The 17952-nt window shown below is 62.4% G+C and carries 14 protein-coding genes and 1 pseudogene; 7 read left to right on the top strand and 8 right to left on the bottom strand.

What is annotated here, in order from left to right; genetic code table 11:
• Window positions 1–2: 2 nt before the first annotated feature.
• The gene (gene ggt / locus NA647_RS11660; RefSeq protein WP_256057838.1) at window positions 3–1796 is read right to left on the bottom strand and encodes a gamma-glutamyltransferase; all 1794 of its coding nucleotides are present in this window, start codon (window positions 1794–1796) and stop codon (window positions 3–5) included.
• Between the two features lie 180 nt (window positions 1797–1976).
• On the opposite strand from ggt, the gene cysM reads away from it, so the two are divergent.
• From cysM to NA647_RS11630, 6 genes are all read left to right on the top strand, one after another.
• Window positions 1977–2879: a cysteine synthase CysM gene (cysM, locus tag NA647_RS11655; RefSeq protein ID WP_256057836.1), complete on the top strand. Its 903-nt coding sequence runs from the start codon at window positions 1977–1979 to the stop codon at window positions 2877–2879.
• A 33-nt stretch (window positions 2880–2912) separates the two neighbouring features.
• Window positions 2913–4268, top strand: a complete 1356-nt coding sequence (rlmD, locus tag NA647_RS11650; protein WP_256057835.1) for a 23S rRNA (uracil(1939)-C(5))-methyltransferase RlmD — start codon at window positions 2913–2915, stop codon at window positions 4266–4268.
• A gap of 98 nt (window positions 4269–4366) precedes the next feature.
• Window positions 4367–6613: a GTP diphosphokinase gene (gene relA, locus NA647_RS11645; RefSeq protein ID WP_256057834.1), complete on the top strand. Its 2247-nt coding sequence runs from the start codon at window positions 4367–4369 to the stop codon at window positions 6611–6613.
• 92 nt (window positions 6614–6705) lie between these two features.
• On the top strand, window positions 6706–7536 hold the full coding sequence (mazG, locus tag NA647_RS11640; RefSeq protein WP_256057833.1) for a nucleoside triphosphate pyrophosphohydrolase: 831 nt from the start codon (window positions 6706–6708) through the stop codon (window positions 7534–7536).
• A gap of 121 nt (window positions 7537–7657) precedes the next feature.
• Entirely contained in the window at window positions 7658–8197 is a 540-nt protein-coding gene (locus tag NA647_RS11635; RefSeq protein ID WP_256057831.1) for a DUF2058 domain-containing protein, read from the top strand.
• Between the two features lie 140 nt (window positions 8198–8337).
• On the top strand, window positions 8338–8487 hold the full coding sequence (locus NA647_RS11630) for a hypothetical protein (RefSeq protein WP_256057830.1): 150 nt from the start codon (window positions 8338–8340) through the stop codon (window positions 8485–8487).
• 236 nt (window positions 8488–8723) lie between these two features.
• Here NA647_RS11630 and NA647_RS11625 read toward each other — a convergent pair whose 3' ends face one another.
• Window positions 8724–9413, bottom strand: a complete 690-nt coding sequence (locus NA647_RS11625; RefSeq protein ID WP_256057829.1) for a phosphoribosyltransferase — start codon at window positions 9411–9413, stop codon at window positions 8724–8726.
• 3 nt (window positions 9414–9416) lie between these two features.
• Entirely contained in the window at window positions 9417–10745 is a 1329-nt protein-coding gene (locus NA647_RS11620) for an erythromycin esterase family protein (RefSeq protein WP_256057828.1), read from the bottom strand.
• Window positions 10746–10921: 176 nt separating this feature from the next.
• Here NA647_RS11620 and NA647_RS11615 point away from each other — a divergent pair, with 176 nt between their 5' ends.
• Window positions 10922–11155, top strand: a complete 234-nt coding sequence (locus NA647_RS11615; protein WP_131648167.1) for a hypothetical protein — start codon at window positions 10922–10924, stop codon at window positions 11153–11155.
• Between the two features lie 9 nt (window positions 11156–11164).
• Here the strand turns inward: NA647_RS11615 and pdeM are convergent, their stop codons facing one another.
• The 5 genes and pseudogenes from pdeM to urtC all read right to left on the bottom strand — a co-directional run bounded on the left by pdeM (window position 11165) and on the right by urtC (window position 17828).
• Window positions 11165–11821, bottom strand: coding sequence for a ligase-associated DNA damage response endonuclease PdeM (gene pdeM / locus NA647_RS11610; RefSeq protein WP_256057827.1), 657 nt, complete (start codon window positions 11819–11821; stop codon window positions 11165–11167).
• A 368-nt stretch (window positions 11822–12189) separates the two neighbouring features.
• The gene (locus NA647_RS11605) at window positions 12190–14814 is read right to left on the bottom strand and encodes a ligase-associated DNA damage response DEXH box helicase (RefSeq protein ID WP_256057826.1); all 2625 of its coding nucleotides are present in this window, start codon (window positions 14812–14814) and stop codon (window positions 12190–12192) included.
• A gap of 265 nt (window positions 14815–15079) precedes the next feature.
• The gene (urtE, locus tag NA647_RS11600; protein WP_256057825.1) at window positions 15080–15778 is read right to left on the bottom strand and encodes an urea ABC transporter ATP-binding subunit UrtE; all 699 of its coding nucleotides are present in this window, start codon (window positions 15776–15778) and stop codon (window positions 15080–15082) included.
• A gap of 161 nt (window positions 15779–15939) precedes the next feature.
• Window positions 15940–16710, bottom strand: a pseudogene (urtD, locus tag NA647_RS11595) (urea ABC transporter ATP-binding protein UrtD); the annotation flags it as partial.
• Between the two features lie 38 nt (window positions 16711–16748).
• Window positions 16749–17828, bottom strand: a complete 1080-nt coding sequence (gene urtC / locus NA647_RS11590; RefSeq protein ID WP_256057824.1) for an urea ABC transporter permease subunit UrtC — start codon at window positions 17826–17828, stop codon at window positions 16749–16751.
• Between the last annotated feature and the right edge of the window lie 124 nt (window positions 17829–17952).

The raw sequence follows: 17952 nt of genomic DNA, 5'->3' as shown, positions 1-17952 counted from the left end.
CCTTACTCCCCCATTACCACACCTTCACGCCTCGGATCGGCGCCGCCGAACCAGCCACTGTCGGTGCGCTGGATGGCCTGCAGGCCGCTGGTCATGTCTGTCTCATTGACCTCATGGCCGCGTGCTTCCAGTGACTCCACCGTGCTAGCCGGGAAGCGTCCGGCTTCGAGCACAGTCGGGCCGTTGAAACTCCCGAAGTTCGGCAGGTCGATCGCCCGTTGCGCATCCAGCCCCCAGCCGTACATGCCCAGCAGGGTTTTCGCCGTGAAGTGGATGATGGCCGCGCCGCCGGGCGAGCCGACGCTGGCGAGTAAGCGCTCGCCAGCGGCATCGAACACCAGCGTTGGGCTCATGCTTGAACGGGGGCGCTTGTTCGGCTCGACGCGGTTGGCTACCGACTTGCCCCGGGAATCCCGCGGCTCGAACGCGAAGTCGGTGAGTTCGTTGTTCAGCAGATAGCCGCCGGGCAAACCGGTCCCGCCGTCGTTGAGCAGACGTGAGCCGAAGGCCTGTTCGATGCTGGTGGTCATCGCCAGCGCGTTGCCTTGATCGTCGACGATGCTGATGTGGCTGGTGCCGTACTCCGGCTGCGCGGGCTGAGGCGCGAACGAGACGGGCATCGCTCCCGGTTCGCCTGCTTGCGCAGTCCCCATGCTGCGCGTGCCGATCAGTTCGGCGCGCTGTTTGAGGTACTTGGGTGCGAGCATGCTGTTCCATGTCCGCCCCGGTACCGGTGCGAAATCGGGGTCGGCAATGTATTTGGCGCGATCCGCGTAGGCCAGGCGCGCGGCTTCGGTGTAATGGTGCAGGAACTCCGCCGACGGCACGCCTTGGTCCAGCGCCGGTAGCGGCGACAATTGCTCCAGGATTCCAAGAATCTGCATCTGGGTGATATGGCCGGATGACGGAGGCGGAAAGCCACACACCTGATAGCGCTGCTGCCAGAGATTGCACAGTGGATCGCGTTGGCGTGGTTCGTAGACCTCAAGGTCGCTCAGGGTCATTGCTCCGGCGTTCTGGTGTTCGTTCACCTGGCGCACCAGCGCCTGGGCGTTGGCGCCGCGATAGAAGGCATCGCTGCCGTTCTCGGCGATGTTGCGCAGCAACTCGGCGAGGGCCGGGTTGCGCAGGCGATGGCCAACGGGCCAGGGCGAGCCGTCTGGCTGGTAGTAGAAGGCGGCGGCGGGCGGGTTGTCGCGAAGCGCCGGGTCGCTCTCAAGCAAACGGTGCAGTCGCGGGCTGATTTCAAAGCCGTCCTCGGCGAGCCTGATGGCCGGTTGCAGCAGCTCTCGCCAAGGCAAGGCGCCGTATTGCTGGTGCGCCTGTTCGAGCATCTTCACGATGCCCGGTACACCCACCGAGCGACCCCCGACGACCGCCTGCTGAAAATCCATGGGTGTGCCATCGGGCTTCAAGAACAGCGCTTCGTCGACGGCTGCTGGCGCGGTCTCGCGGCCATCCAGCGCGATTACGTTCTCGCCATCCCAATGCAGCAGAAAGGCGCCGCCGCCGATGCCGCTGGATTGCGGCTCGACCAGGGTCAGCACCATCTGCACGGTGACTGCGGCATCCATCGCGCTGCCTCCCGCCTTGAGAATCCGATAGCCCGCTTCGGTGGCCAGCGGATTGGCTGCGGCCACGGCAAAGCGTTCGGTGGCCCAGCCGGGTTTGGCGGTGTAACCACTGGCGCCTTCGGGTGCCGGTGGTGTCTGGCTGGATGAACTGTCCGGGCTGGAGCAGGCAGTCAGGCTGGCAAGGAAAAACGTGAAGACCAGTGCGGCAGGTCCGACGGGCATGAGTGAGTTCCTTAGGAAGGGCGATAGGTATAGAGCTAGACCACTGACAACTATCTGCCAAGCTCGATCGCTGCGTTTCGCTCATCGCGGTATGCGCTGGCCAAGCCGGGCGGTCTGCCCGTGTCCGGTGGTTGTCGGTATCATGTGCGCCTTCCAAATGCCGCTCGGTTCATCGACGCCATGACAATTCAGTACCCGACCATTGCCGATTGCGTCGGCAACACCCCCCTGGTTCGCCTGCAGCGGCTGCCTGGCGAAACCTCCAACACTATTCTGGTCAAGCTCGAAGGCAACAATCCGGCGGGCTCGGTGAAAGATCGCCCCGCATTGTCGATGATTGCGCGAGCGGAAGCGCGCGGTGAGATCAAACCCGGCGATACGCTGATCGAAGCCACCTCCGGCAACACCGGCATCGCATTGGCGATGGCGGCGGCGATCAAAGGTTACAAATTCATCCTGATCATGCCCGACAACTCCAGCGCCGAACGTAAGGCGGCGATGACGGCATACGGCGCCGAGCTGATCCTAGTGACGAAGGAGGAGGGTATGGAGGGCGCCCGCGACCTGGCGGTGAAACTGGCCGCCGAAGGCCGTGGCAAGGTGCTCGACCAGTTCGCCAATGGCGACAATCCCGAAGCGCATTACAGCAGCACCGGCCCGGAACTCTGGCAGCAGACCGGCGGTGGCATCACTCATTTCGTCAGTTCCATGGGCACCACCGGCACCATCATGGGCGTGTCGCGCTACCTCAAGGAGCAGAACCCGGCGATCCAGATCGTCGGGCTGCAGCCCATGGAAGGCGCAGCGATTCCGGGTATTCGGCGCTGGCCGCAAGAGTACCTGCCGAAGATCTATCAGGCCGAGCGTGTGGACCGTGTCGTCGACATGTCCCAGGCGGAGGCTGAAGACGTCATGCGGCGCCTGGCTCGCGAAGAGGGCATCTTCTGCGGCGTGTCCTCAGGCGGTGCGGTGGCGGCTGCGCTGCGTCTGTCGCAGGAAGTCGAGAACGCTGTAATTGTCGCGATCATCTGTGACCGTGGCGACCGCTACCTATCGACGGGCGTTTATGACCAGCCCAACTGATCGGAAAGTGCGTGCTCAAGGCGGTATCCGCTGATGGCCAAACGCAGCGGCGGTTTGCGCTTCCAGCCCAGTGGTGGCGAGAAGAAACCACAGATCCCGACCGGTAAGAAGCAGCGGCTGAACATTCAGCGCTTGGCCAATGATGGGCGCGGCATTGGCTTTGTTGACGGCCGCACCTGGTTCGTCGAAGGCGCTTTGCCCGACGAGGAAGTCGAGGCGCGTGTGTTGGCGGCGCGCAGCCAGATAGTCGAAGCCCGGACCGAGCGAGTGCTGAGCGCCAGCGCCCGCCGTCGTGGGGAGCCTTGTCCGCATGCGAGGGTTTGCGGTGGTTGCAACCTACAACACCTGAGCGAGGCCGATCAGCTCGAACTCAAGCAGCGCAGTCTCGCCGAGCAACTGTCGCGGCTGGCGGGCATCGAACCTCAGGTCTGGGCAGCTCCGTTGAGCGGGCCCGAGTTCAGCTATCGTCGCCGCGCCCGGCTGGCGGTGCGCTGGGACAACAAGGCCAGACGACTGGACGTTGGCTTTCGCGCCAGCGCCAGTCAGGACATCGTTTCCATTCGTGAATGCCACGTGCTGGTACAGCCTTTGCAATCGATTCTGCCGGCGTTGCTGGCGGTGGTACATGAGCTGGATAAACCCCAGGCTATCGGTCACGTGGAGCTGTTCAGCGGTACTGCCGAAGCCGTGCTGGTGCGCCATACCGTGGCGCTGGTCGAGACGGATCTGCAGCGGTTGTCGGCTTTTGCACAGGCACAGGGCGTTCAGCTCTGGTTGCAGGGCGAAGGTCAGCCGCTGCCGCTGGAGCCGAGGTATACGTTGGGCTACCGATTGCCTGCATGGGATCTGGAATTGGCCTGGCGGCCAGGCGATTTTGTCCAGGTCAACGCGCCGGTGAACGAGGCGATGGTGGCGCAGGCTCTGGCTTGGCTGGCACCCGCAACAGGCGAGCGGGTGCTGGATCTGTTCTGCGGGTTGGGCAACTTCGCCTTGCCGCTGGCACGTGAGGGCGCGCAGGTGGTGGCGGTCGAGGGTGTTGCCGAGATGGTCGAGCGCGCCCGCACCAATGCGGCGCACAACGGTCTGGTCAATGCGCACTTTTATCAGGCGGACCTGTCGAAGCCGCTTGCCGAAGCGCAGTGGGCTAAAGAGGGTTTCGCGGCCGTATTGCTGGACCCGCCGCGTGACGGCGCGTTCGAGATCGTTCGACAGATGACGACTTTAGGCGCACGGCGGGTGGTCTATGTTTCGTGCAACCCTGCGACGCTGGCACGCGATGCCGCTGAGCTGGTTCGCCAGGGTTATCAGCTCAAGCGAGCCGGCGTGCTGGATATGTTTCCACAAACGGCGCACGTCGAGGCCATGGCGCTCTTCGAGCGATCGGCATAGCAAAACTTTTGACAGGCAAACGGCCTGTGGTTCAACCGACCGACTCCCAGAAAGTCGGCGTATTCGACGCAAATACTGCGTAGAGGGAAGGTAGATAGATGGTCCAGGTCAGAGCGCTTCAGCCGATCAACACCGACGGCAGCATTAACCTCGAAGGCTGGCTCGATCATGTGCTGGGGATGGACCCGGCACTCGACCGCGACGCACTCAAACAGGCCTGTGAATTCGCCCGAGCGGCGGAGCAGCAGGCCAATGCGGCACAGAATCTATGGAGCGAAGGCACCTCCAGTTACCAGACCGGTCTTGAGATTGCAGAGATACTCGCCGATCTCAAGCTCGACCAGGACAGTCTGGTGGCCGCGGTCATTTACCGCGCCGTACGCGAGGGCAAGGTACAGCTGGCAGAGGTGCATCAGAAATTTGGTCCGGTGGTGGCCAAATTGATCGAAGGCGTGCTGCGCATGGCCGCTATCAGCGCCAGTCTCAACTCCCGTGAATCTCTGGTGCTGGGCACTCAGACCCAGGTTGAAAACCTGCGCAAGATGCTCGTGGCCATGGTCGACGATGTGCGCGTTGCGCTGATCAAACTGGCGGAACGGACCTGCGCGATTCGTGAAGTGAAAAATGCCGACGACGACAAACGTCACCGTGTCGCTCGCGAGGTCTTCGACATCTACGCCCCGCTGGCGCATCGCCTGGGCATCGGTCATATCAAATGGGAGCTGGAGGATCTGTCCTTCCGCTATCTCGAGCCCGAGCAATACAAGCAGATTGCCCAGTTGCTGCATGAGCGCCGCCTGGACCGTGAGCAGTACATCGATAATGTGGTTCAGCAGCTGCAGGACGAACTGAACGCCGCCGGTATCAACCCGGAAATCGATGGCCGCGCCAAGCACATCTATTCCATTTGGCGAAAGATGCAGAAGAAGGGCCTGCAGTTCAGCCAGATCTATGATGTTCGCGCCGTACGGGTACTGGTGCCTGAAATTCGCGATTGCTACACCGCGCTCGGTATCGTGCATACGTTGTGGCGGCATATTCCCAAAGAGTTCGACGACTACATCGCCAACCCCAAGGAAAATGGCTACCGCTCGCTGCACACCGCGGTGCTCGGCCCGGAGGGCAAGGTACTGGAAGTGCAGATCCGTACCATCGCAATGCACGAGGAGGCGGAGTTGGGGGTTTGTGCCCATTGGCGTTACAAGGGCACTGACGTCAATTCCAGCTCCAACCACTACGAAGAGAAGATCGCCTGGCTGCGTCAGGTGCTCGAATGGCACGAGGAATTGGGCGACATTGGCGGTCTGGCTGACCAATTGCGCGTGGATATCGAACCCGACCGCGTCTATGTGTTCACCCCGGATGGTCATGCCATCGACCTGCCCAAGGGTGCCACACCGCTGGATTTCGCCTATCGCGTACACACCGAGATCGGTCACAACTGCCGCGGCGCCAAGATCAACGGGCGCATCGTGCCGCTCAACTACAGCCTGCAGACCGGCGAACAGGTTGAAATCATCACCAGCAAGCACGGCTCGCCGAGCCGCGACTGGCTGAACCCCAACCTGGGTTACATCACCACCTCACGCTCGCGGGCGAAGATCGTCCACTGGTTCAAGCTGCAAGCGCGCGATCAGAACGTCGCAGCGGGCAAGGCGTTGCTCGAACGCGAACTGGGCCGTCTCGACCTGCCGCCGGTGGACTTCGACAAGTTGGCGGAAAAGGCCAACTTGAAGACGGCCGAGGACATGTTCGCTGCGCTCGGCGCCGGCGACCTGCGCCTGGCTCAGTTGGTCAATCACGCGCAGCAACTGGTGGAGCCGGATGGCCACGCTGCCGATCAGCTCGAACTGATCCCGCGCCGTCCCGCCAGCACCAAGCCCGGCAAACGTGGCGACGTGCAAATCCAGGGCGTCGGCAATTTGCTGACGCAGATGGCCGGCTGCTGCCAGCCGCTGCCGGGCGATCCTATCGTCGGCTACATCACGGTCGGTCGTGGGGTCAGCATTCACCGTCAGGATTGTGCTTCGGTGCTGCAATTGGCCGGACGCGAGCCGGAGCGGATCATCCAGGTCAGCTGGGGTCCGATTCCGGAGAAAACCTACCCAGTGGACATCATCATCCGCGCCTACGACCGCGCCGGCCTGCTGCGCGATGTCTCGCAGGTGTTGCTGAACGAGCGAATCAACGTGCTGGCCGTCAACACCCGCTCGAACAAGGAAGACAGCACGGCCCAGATGACCCTGACCATCGAGATTCCCGGGCTGGGTGCGCTGGGGCGGTTGCTGGGACGGGTATCGCAGCTGCCGAATATTATCGAGGCGAAGCGCCAAAGAGCTAGTTAAAGCAGCTTATGAGCTGGAAGCCTGAAGCTAGAAGTAAAAGCGGTTCGGTGTCAGGCTTCCAGCTTCCAGCTTCCAGCTTTCCAGGACTTGCCATGTACCAACTCAACGACCTTCTGCACCTGATGGCTCGAATCCGTGACCCAAAGCACGGTTGCCCCTGGGACCTGCAGCAGGATTACGCCAGCATCGTCCCGCACACCCTCGAGGAAGCCTACGAAGTGGCCGATGCCATCGAGAGTGGCGACTTCGATCATCTGCCCGGCGAACTGGGCGATCTGCTGTTTCAGGTCGTCTATTACAGCCAGCTGGCGAAGGAAGAGGAGCGGTTCGAGTTCGCCACGGTGGTCGATGCCATCACCCGCAAGTTGATCCGCCGCCACCCCCATGTGTTTCCCGACGGCGATCTATATGGCTCGCCCGAGCTGCCGCGCCTCGACGAGGCGGCGATCAAGCAGCGCTGGGAAGAGATCAAGGCCGAGGAGCGTGCCGAGAAAGCGACCGCGCCGGAGCAGCTGTCTTTGCTTGATGACGTGCCCAGTGCACTGCCGGCACTGAGCCGTGCCGCCAAGCTGCAAAAGCGCGCGGCGCAGGTTGGTTTCGACTGGCCCGATGCCTTGCCAGTGGTGGACAAGGTGCGTGAGGAGCTGGACGAGGTGCTCGAGGCCATGAGCGAGAACGATCCCGACGCCATCGCCGAGGAAATTGGCGATCTGCTATTCGTCACGGTGAATCTGGCGCGCCACCTCAAGGTTGACCCTGAAAACGCCCTGCGTGCGGCCAATCGCAAGTTCGAGCAACGCTTCCGCTTTATCGAGCGAGCCTTGCGTGAACGTGGTCGCCCCATCGAGAATTGCGACCTTGAAGAGCTCGATGCGCTCTGGGGCGAAGCCAAGAAAGCCGAGCGGGCACCGTCCTGCGGCTAACAGCCATTGCGATTAGCAGGTGGATGTCACTTTTTGCATCCGCCACAATCCTGCCGGGTGGTTAGCAAACGCATGATCCACCTTCCGCTAAATTTGAATCCACGACGAGACGAGCCGACACATGAGTCTTTCCCTTCGCGATCAGCTGCTCAAAGCCGGGCTGGTCAATGAGAAGCAGGCCAAGCAGGCCGGCAAGCAGCAGCAGAAACAACAGCGTCTGGTGAAGAAAGGCCAGGTCGAAAAGGACGACTCTCAACGCGAGGCAGCGCTCAAGGCGCAAGCCGAGAAGTTAGCGCGCGATCAGGAATTGAATCGGCAGCAGCAGCAAAAGGCCGAGCAGAAGGCACGTACTGCGCAGATCAAACAGCTGATTGAAGGCAGCCGCCTGCCCAAGCTGACCACCGAGGATTACTACAACTTCGTCGACGACAAGAAGGTCAAGCGCTTGTCGGTGAACAAGCTGATGCGCGACAAGCTGTCCAGCGGCTCGCTGGCGATCGTCCGTCACGGTGGCGGTTACGAGGTGATTCCGCGCGAGGCGGCGCTGAAGATCCAGGAGCGCGATCCGCGCCGCATCGTTCAGCTCAATATCCAGACCGAAACACCGGATGCGGACGATCCGTACGCCGCTTATCAGATTCCCGACGATTTGATGTGGTAACGCGCCAATCGCCGCAAGCTGGCGGCTGCGAATAACGCGCAGCGACCGATTGGTGCCAGCCCGACGGAAGGACGGATTTATGCCAGTCGCGGGACCTCTACTGCTATAGACCATCCCGGTTACAGCAGGAGGACAGCGACATGGAAAACATCTTCGAATTGGACGACAGGCTCGGCTTGCAGGCCAACGGCGTACCGGGCGATCCGGAAGAGCCCGGTGTGCCGGATCTGCCAAGTGAGCCCGGTGAGCCGACCATTCCGGACCAGCCACCACCGGCGCCGGTGGCTTGAACCTAGTACGAACCAGCGTCTGTAGGGCCGAATCATTCCGTCGTCGCAAAGGCCGAACAAGTTCGGCCCTACGAGTCGGGTGCGCTTGGGCTGGGTTTGTTCCGGTTTCAGGCTGAGCCAGAATTTGTAGGACCGAATTCATTTGGCCCTTAGATCTGGTGCGCTCAGGGCTGGTTTGTAGGGCCGAATTCATTCGGCCAGCCGTTGAACGAGGGCGAACACGTTCTGCCCTACGATCAATCCGCTGCGGGGTCTACCGCCAGCCCTTGGGCGCGCTCAAGCAGGTCAATGACCTGCTCATCGCTCGTCTGGGTGAAATCGCCATAATGGCAACCCACACCCACGAACGGCTCGGGCATGGCCAGGCACACCAGCTCGTCCACCTCCGTTCTCAGCATTTCAACTTCCTCGCGCGGGCCCACTGGGATCGCAAGCACGATCCGGCTGGGGTTCGCCTGTTTCAATCCCTTCAAGGCGGCTCTCACAGTTGCACCCGTTGCGACGCCATCGTCGATCACGATGACACAGCGACCACCCAGTAGCGGTGCGGGCCGGTCGCCACAGTAGCGTTGCCGGCGCCGTTCCAGCTCGGACAGCTGACGTTCCATTTTCTCTTCGAACCAGTTCGGCGGCGGTGCGATCTGGTTGAACAACTCCTGATTGATGACCCATTTGGGCTCGGCACCGTCGATCACCGCACCGAGCGCCAGTTCTTCGTTACCCGGTGCGCCGATCTTGCGCACCAGCACCAGATCGAGACGCGCCTTGAGGCTGTGTGCCACCTCGAAGGCAACGGGCACGCCGCCGCGCGGCAACGCGAGCACTATCGGGTTCGAGTCGGCCAGATGCTGCAGGGCCTCTGCCAGTTCCTGACCGGCATGCACGCGGTCGCGAAACAGATGGGAATCAGGAATGAACGCACGCATGACTCACTCTCCGAACGGGTAGGTATCCGGAACGATTCCGTCGTCGATCTGTTGCGGGCCTATCGGCGTCACCGCATGGGTCTGTTCCAGCCAGATCATGGCGTCGAACTGTTCAGACAGTATGGCTTGGAAATAATGGCTTTGCCGTTCGGTAGCCGGGCGGTAGATGACGCCAATAGCCCGTTCCAGACGCGGCTTGGCCAACGTCTGTCGCAGTTGCGCGTTGTCGCGCCAGCTGGTTAGCGACGCAGCGATGCCGGTACGCAGGAACAATTGCTCCCAGCTGTCCGGACGAGACGGGCGGACCTGCTTGATCTGCATCGGCTCGTCCCAGTTGTCCGCCGCCGCCACCTCGCCACGGTCTGTGGCCATGCCGATCAGTACCGCATCGCTACCGAAAGCGGTGCGACACAGCTCGCCGATATTGAACTCACCGCCCCAGCCCATCGACGTCGCCGCGGCGTTGCCGATATGTGAGTTGTGCGCCCAGACGATGGCCTTTGCGCTATCACCGCGGTGGCCCAACAGTGCGCGCAAGGTGTCGAACATATGCCGATCACGCAGATTCCAGGAATTCACCGAACCTTGATACATGGCCCGGTAGTACTGCTCCGCCGCAAGAACGACGCGGGCATTCTGCTCGGCATTGAAGAAGCTGCCGCCGTCCTTTTCCAGGTATTCCAGACGTTGATCGAGCAGTGCCCCTAGTTGTTCGACCACTGCGTCTTCACAGGACGGCTGGCCAAGCATGACGTTGTGACCGTAGATCGCCGGCTCTTCGTGCCAAGGGCTGAGGCAACCGTAGCGGGCGCGTGCAGCGCTGGCTGCCTGCGGGTCGACGCGATCGAGGTAGTCGAGCACCTCACGGATCGAAGAGCCGAGGCTGTAGACGTCAAGGCCACGAAACTCAACCCGTTGCTGGGGCGCCAGGACCTCGTTGTGGCCGCGCAGCCAACGGGCGAAATCGGCGACCTCCTGGTTGCGCCACATCCAGGTCGGGAAGCGCTTGAAGCCTTCCTCGACCCAGGTCGGCGGCTGCTGATGGCGCACGTAACAGTCGATTTTCGCCGCATCCGGCCAATCCGCTTCGGCAGCGATGATGTTGAAACCGTGGCGCTCGACGAGCCTTCGGGTAATGGCCGCTCGGGCACGGTAGAACTCCGAGGTGCCGTGACTGGCCTCGCCAATTAGCACCACGCGGGCATCTGCGAATTGGTCGAAATGGTCGGCAAACGCCTCATCGTCGATTGCCGGTAGCGCAATCGCATGTTGGCGCAGCAGCTCGACGAGTTGCTCTTCGGTCGTTTCTGTTCGTGAGCGTGATCGAATCATGGTTTGGTCTCCGGCTATCTATCGATGACCGGCGCTCGATGGCCCTGTTCAGACCGTTCGGCAGGTCGTCCGAACAAGCGCGAGCGGCAGAACTGAACGCAAGGGGCTAGGCTCTAAACAAAGCAACGCCCATTTCGGCGAGCAATGCCGAAGGCGCTAAGAATAAGGGGGCACTCATGACGACCTGGATCATCGCGTACAGCAAAGACGGCAATACCTCCATCCTCCGTACCGAATCCGAGCATCAGCCGGACATCGACGAGGCCGTAGAACTGGTCACTCGCAAGGCGGAACAGGATTATGCCGGTGAGGAAGACGCCTATGAGCATGATCCGGATATCGAGGAGACACCCGCCACACGCTTGGCCGAACGCTTCGGTATTACCGTGACTGGTATTTCCGAGGCCTGAACGCCGGGCTCAAGCCACCCGCCACACACAGTCATCCCCAACCACGAACAGACGCCGGCCCGGGTCGGCGTCGACCTCCATCATTCCGGTGAAACTGCCGAAGGCCGGCAGCAAACTCAGCCGCTCGCCGATGCAAAAACAGGGCAGGCGCAACGACTGGCGCCCGCGCCCATTGAGGCGGAACGCCGGGTGCAGATGGCCAGCCAGTACATGATGGGTGGGATGCGGGTCGGGTTCGTGTTGCAGAGCGAACGGGCCGAGCAGCAGGGGTTCGGGAACCACGGTCATGCCGAGGGTGGAAGGCGGGTCGCCGGCGCGGCGGTCGTGGTTGCCACGGATCAGGGTGATGGCGAGCGCTGGGTACCCGTCGCGCCATGCGTGCAGTTGCGCAAGGATGGCTGGTGTCTGCGATTCCGGTGCGTGCAGGAAATCGCCCAGGAATATCAGCTGCTCACACCGATAGCGGGCCAGTAGCGCATCCAGTCGCTGCAGGTTGGTTTGAGTCGTGCCGTGCGGGACCGGCTGGCCGAGGCGTCGATACGCGGCGGCCTTGCCGAAATGGATATCGGCGATCAGGAGTGCCCGCTGTTCCGGCCAGTAGATGGCCTTGTCGGCGAGCAGCCAGAGCTCGGTCTGTTCCAGTTCGATAGGTAGATGTGGCGTCATGCGGGGAAGTGTATCGCGGGCGTGCGAGTGTTCTCATGTGCCAGTTGGTGGCACGACCTCAGGCGAGGCTTTTACTTTCCGTGCTGGCAGAAGGTCCGCTTTCGCCGCGGGGGCGCGCCTCCCACAGAATCGGGGCGTACCTGCGGCTTTTGTGGGAGGCCCGACCTCGGGGCGAAGCTCTTTGATCGTTCCGAGCTGGTAGAAGGTCCGTTTTCGCCGCGGGGGCGCGCCTCTCACAGAATCGGGCGTACTTGCGGCTTGGTGGGAGGCCCGACCTTGGGGCGAAGCTCTTTGATCGTTCCCACGCTCTGCGTGGCAACGCGCTGGCAATGCTCTGCCTCGACGACCAGGACTCTGCGTGAAAACTTTCAACTGGAGCGCTTCGCCTTCTTCGGCCTCGGCGTACCATCCTTGGTCGCGCGCGGTTTGCGCTTTGGGCTGGTTTCGCGCTCCACCGCGATGCTGGCGTTTGCTTCTGGCTGATAGCCGCCAGGTCCCGCCGCCTTGTCCAACTCGGCCACCATCCGCCGAATGCGATCGGCCAGTTTTTCCGTGCTCATGCTTTCGCGGAATCGTTCGACCATCAGTGGGAAGGCCAATGGCGTGGTGCGTTTGACCACATGGACGTCCAGCTGACGTTGCTTCAGCCGGTTCAGGGTTTGTTCCAATCGCTCAACCTCCAGTTCCTGTCGCAGCACCTCTTCCTCGGCTTGGGTCAATAACAGATTGGCTGGGTCGTACTGGCGGAACACATCAAAAAACAGCCCGCTGGATGCCTGCAACTGGCGGGCGCTTTTTTGCGCACCGGGATAACCGGAGAACACCAGCCCGGCAATACGGGCAATCTCGCGAAACCGTCGGCGCGCCAGTTCGCCCGCGTTGAGGCTGGCGAGTACGTCATGCAACAGATCCTTTTGGCTGAACAAGGCCGGCGTCAGCCAGTGCAGCCAATCTACTTCAGTGGCCGAGAGCAGTTCGAAACCGTAGTCGTTGACGGCGATGGAAAAGGTCAGCGGCTGCCGTTGCCCCATGCGCCAGGCCAGCAGACTGGCGAGCCCGAGGTGCACGTGGCGGCCAGCGAAGGGATAGAGGAACAGGTGCCAGCCTTCACGGGACTTCATTACCTCGGCCAGTAGCGTGGTTTCGGTAGGCAGCGCCGACCAATCCAGCTGTACCCGCAGCAAGGGCTCGACCAGGCGCATCTCCGGGCTGGCGAACTGGCCACGCGAGGCGGCGCCCAGCTGCTCGACCACCGCATCGGCGAGCTCGCTGGACAAGGGCATGCGTCCGCCATTCCACCGCGGCACCGCAGCTTTCTTGCCCGTGGCGCGGCTGACGTAAACGGTCATGTTCTCGACACGCACCAGCTCCAACAGGCGCCCGCCGAAAAGAAAGTTGTCACCCGGGCGCAGGCGGGCGATGAAGCCTTCTTCGATGGTGCCCAGCGAGCGACCGCTGCCGCCCTTAGCCCAGAATTTCACTATCAGGCTGGCATCGCTGACGATGGTGCCGATGCTCATGCGATGGCGCAGAGCGACGCGTTTGCTCGGTACCTTCCAGAGGCCGGTATCGTCCGGCTCGACGCGTTGATAATCCGGGTAGGCCGTCAGCGAATGCCCACCGTGGCGGACGAAAGCCAGCGCCCATTGCCACTGGTCTTCGTCCAGATCGCGGTACGACCAAGCCTGGCGCACTTCGGCGAGCAATTCGTCCGGTCGAAAACCGCCGCCCAAGGCCATACTGACCAAGTGCTGGACCAGCACGTCGAGAGGCCGATGCGGTGCGCTGCGGGCCTCGATGCGGCGTTCGGCAATGGCGACCTGGGCGGCAGCGGCTTCGACTACTTCGACGCTGTGCGTCGGCACCAGCGTGACCCTGGACGTCCGACCCGGTGCGTGTCCGGAGCGCCCGGCACGCTGCATCAGCCGCGCCACGCCTTTCGGTGAGCCGATTTGCAGCACACGCTCTACCGGCAGGAAGTCGACCCCCAGATCCAAGCTCGATGTGCAGACGACGGCCTTCAGCGCACCTTGCTTAAGACCCAGTTCGACCCAGTCGCGCACCTCGCGGGCCAGCGAGCCGTGGTGAAGGGCGATCAGTCCGGCCCAGTCCGGCCGCGCTTCGAGGATGGCCTGGTACCAGAGTTCGGATTGCGAGCGGGTGTTGGTAAATACCAGTGTGGTGGCGGCCGATTCGATCTCCTCGACCACCTGCGGCAGCATGCGCAGGCCCAGATGTCCGGCCCAGGGAAAGCGCTCGATACTCGGGGGGAGCAGCGTGTCGACGCGCAGTTGCTTGTCGATTCTGCCTTGCACCAACCGACCCGTGCCCGGATGCAGCAGCACCTCCAGCGCATGCGGTTGATTCCCCAACGTGGCTGAGAGGCCCCAGACGATCAGCTCTGGCATCCAGCTGCGGAGCCGAGCTAACGCCAGTTGCAGCTGGACGCCGCGCTTGTTGCCCAGCAGCTCGTGCCATTCATCCACAATCACCATGCGCAGGTGGCCGAAAGCCTGCCGCGCGTCAGCGCGGGTCAGCAGCAGTGTCAGACTTTCCGGCGTGGTAACCAGCGCACTGGGTAGGCGACGATTTTGTCGCGCGCGTTCGGCGCCGGTGGTATCGCCGGTGCGCAGACCGATACCCCAGTTGATGCCGAAGTCGTCCAGCGGAGCCTGCAGGGCGCGGGCCGTGTCGGCCGCCAGCGCACGCATGGGGGTGATCCAGAGGACGGTGAGCGGGGCGGGCTTGTCTGATGCTCTGGGCGGGGCGTGTAATTCGCTCGCCGGCAGGACTTGTGCAGGCGCAAAGCGGTTCAGTGCGCCTAGCCAGACGGCGTAGGTTTTGCCCGAACCGGTGGTGGCGTGGAGCAGACCGGATTCGCCGTTCTGCACGGCTTGCCAGACGTCCTGCTGGAATGGAAAGGGCTGCCAGCCACGGCTGGCGAACCAGATCTCGGCGAGATTGCCGGTTTGCGATGGTGGAGCCTTGCTCATGTGCCATACCGTCTGGTGAAACGGTGCCCGTAGGCGCGATTGATGCTTGCGATTGGGGCAGCGACCGGGTGTGGTCGCGGCCGCTCAGGTCAGCACAGCGTTGCATTCGCCGTTCGCTGCACTGACCCTATTCGAAAGCACCAATTTCTCTGACAGCGCGTGAGCTCACTCTATCTTGGAGGCGGGTGTACCGGTGGAACGCAGCGGCATCCGGCTCACCGAAGCGGGCTTGGTTTTGGCAGAACGCTAATCGATACCGCGTCCTTCAGATCGCTACCAGCCCGCGCACCCCGTCGGCCTCCATCGTCTCGCCCCGGCCCTGCTGAATGATTTCGCCGCGGCTCATCACCAGATACTGGTCGGCCAGCTCGGCGGCGAAGTCGTAGAACTGCTCCACCAGCAGGATCGCCATGTCGCCGCGGGCGGCGAGTTTCTTGATCACCACGCCAATCTCCTTGATCACCGAGGGCTGAATGCCTTCGGTGGGCTCGTCGAGGATCAACAGGCGCGGCTTGCTCGCCAGTGCGCGGCCGATGGCCAGTTGTTGCTGTTGACCGCCCGAGAGATCGCCGCCGCGGCGGTGCTTCATCTCCTTGAGGACTGGGAACAGCTCGTAAATGAACTCGGGAACCTCTTTCGCTTCCTTGGCGCTGAAACGGGACAGGCCCATCAGTAGGTTTTCCTCGACGGTCAGTCGCCCGAAGATTTCGCGCCCCTGCGGCACGTAAGCGATCCCGGCGTGCACGCGCTGGTGCGGCTTGAAACCAGTGATCGGTTTGCCTTCCCAGTTCACCGCACCTTCCTTGGCGGGAATCAGGCCCATCAGACACTTGAGCAGGGTGGTCTTGCCGACGCCGTTGCGGCCCAGCAGGCAGGTGACTTCGCCGATCCGGGCGTCGAACGACAGGCCGCGGAGGATATGGCTGCCGCCGTAATACTGATGCAGTTGTTGGACTTGCAGCATGTCGATGTCCTTGTTTCGTCATTACGCATGGAAAAGGCTTCGCCGTTTTCGGTGGTAAGCCTGCGGCGTTATCCACCCTACGTTCGGCGGACGCTCTATCCATCCACCTTGATGCGACCTTGGAGGGTGAACGACGCCGGGATCACCTCCCGTTGAGTCGCTCACCGCCCTAGATACACCTCGATCACCCGCTCGTCGTTCTGCACAGTTTCGAGCGAGCCTTCGGCCAGTACCTGGCCCTGGTGCAGCACGGTGACGTGATCGGCGATGGAGCCGACGAAGCCCATGTCGTGCTCGACCACCATCAGCGAGTGCTTGCGCGCCAGGCTCTTGAACAGCTCGGCGGTGAATTCGGTTTCGGCGTCGGTCATACCGGCCACTGGCTCGTCGAGCAGCAGCAGATGCGGCTCCTGCATCAGCAGCATGCCGATTTCCAGGAACTGCTTCTGGCCGTGGGAGAGCAGGCCGGCCGGGCGATTGCGCGATGTCTGCAGGCGGATGGTGGTCAACACCTCGTCGATGCGGTCCTTCTGCTCGCCGGAGATCCTAGCCTTCAGGCTGGCCCACACCGACTTGTCCGCTTTCTGGGTCAGCTCAAGGTTCTCGAATACTGAGAGTGCCTCGAATACCGTCGGCTTCTGGAACTTGCGACCGATGCCGGCCTGGGCGATCTGGACTTCGCTCATGCGGGTCAGGTCGAACTGCTCGCCGAACCAGGCTTTGCCGCTGACAGGGCGGGTCTTGCCGGTGATGACGTCCATCATGGTGGTCTTGCCGGCGCCGTTGGGGCCGATGATGCAGCGCAACTCGCCGACGCCGATGTACAGGTTGAGATCGGTCAGCGCCTTGAAGCCATCGAAGCTGACGTTTATCCCCTCCAGGGTGAGGATGGTGCCGTGGCGGACATTGACGCCCTTGCCGATTAGCGGCCCCCTGTCCAGTGGCAGGCTGGCCTGATAGGTAGTGGCGTTCATTGCTGTTTCTCCTTGCGCAGCAGGCCGATGACTCCCTTGGGCAGGTACAGGGTGACAACGATGAACAGCGCACCGAGGGCGAACAGCCAGTACTCAGGGAAGGCCACGGTGAACCAGCTCTTCATGCCGTTGACGATGCCGGCGCCGAGCAGCGGCCCGATCAGCGTGCCGCGACCGCCGAGGGCAACCCAGACGGCGGCCTCGATGGATTGCGTCGGCGCCATTTCGCTGGGGTTGATGATGCCGACCTGCGGCACGTAGAGCGCCCCGGCCAGACCACAGAGCACCGCTGATAACGTCCAGATGAACAGCTTGTAGCCGCGTGGATCGTAGCCGCAGAACATCAGGCGGTTCTCCGCGTCGCGTAGCGCGGTCAGCACTCGGCCGAACTTGCTGCGAGCGAGTTGCCAACCCAGCAGCAGGCTGCCGGTCAGCAGCAACACGGTTGCGAGGAACAACGCCGCACGGGTTGCCGGCGCTGTGATGTCAAAGCCGAGGATGCGAGTAAAACCGGTGAAACCGTTGTTGCCGCCGAAGCCTGTCTCGTTACGAAAGAACAACAGCATGCCGGCGAAGGTCAGCGCCTGGGTCATGATCGAGAAGTACACGCCTTTGATTCGCGAGCGGAAGGCAAAAAAGCCGAAGACGAACGCCAGCAAACCTGGCACCAGTACCACCAGGCACATCGCCCAGAGAAAGCTCGAGGTGCCGTACCAATACCAGGGCAACTCGGTCCAGGCGAGGAAGTTCATGAACGCGGGCAGCCCGTCGCCAGCGCTTTCTCGCATCAGGTACATGCCCATGGCGTAACCGCCAAGCGCGAAGAACAGTCCGTGGCCGAGGGACAACAGTCCCGCGTAACCCCAGACCAAATCCAGCGCCAGGGCGACGATGGCGTAGCAGAGGATCTTGCCGACCAGCGTCAGGGTGTAGGCCGAGACGTGGAAGGCATTGTCCGCCGGAAGCAGGTGCAGCAGCGGCATGGCCAGCAGAATGGCGAGTACCACGCCGAGGGCGACGGCGGTGAGTGTTGGGCCGGCTTTCTGCGCGGCGGTGAGCGTGAGTGGCTGGTTCATGCGCAGCTCTCCTGTAGGAGCGAGCTTGCTCGCGAACAAAGGGTTGGTATCTGAACGTAAGCCGTTACGCATGAAAGGCGTGGCGCAACGCAGCGGAAATCTTGCGCGACAACCCTGCGTAGGA

This window comes from Stutzerimonas stutzeri (genome assembly GCF_024448985.1).
In the GTDB taxonomy this organism is placed as follows: domain Bacteria; phylum Pseudomonadota; class Gammaproteobacteria; order Pseudomonadales; family Pseudomonadaceae; genus Stutzerimonas; species Stutzerimonas stutzeri_AP.
This window is presented reverse-complemented; position numbering and strand designations above follow the sequence as displayed.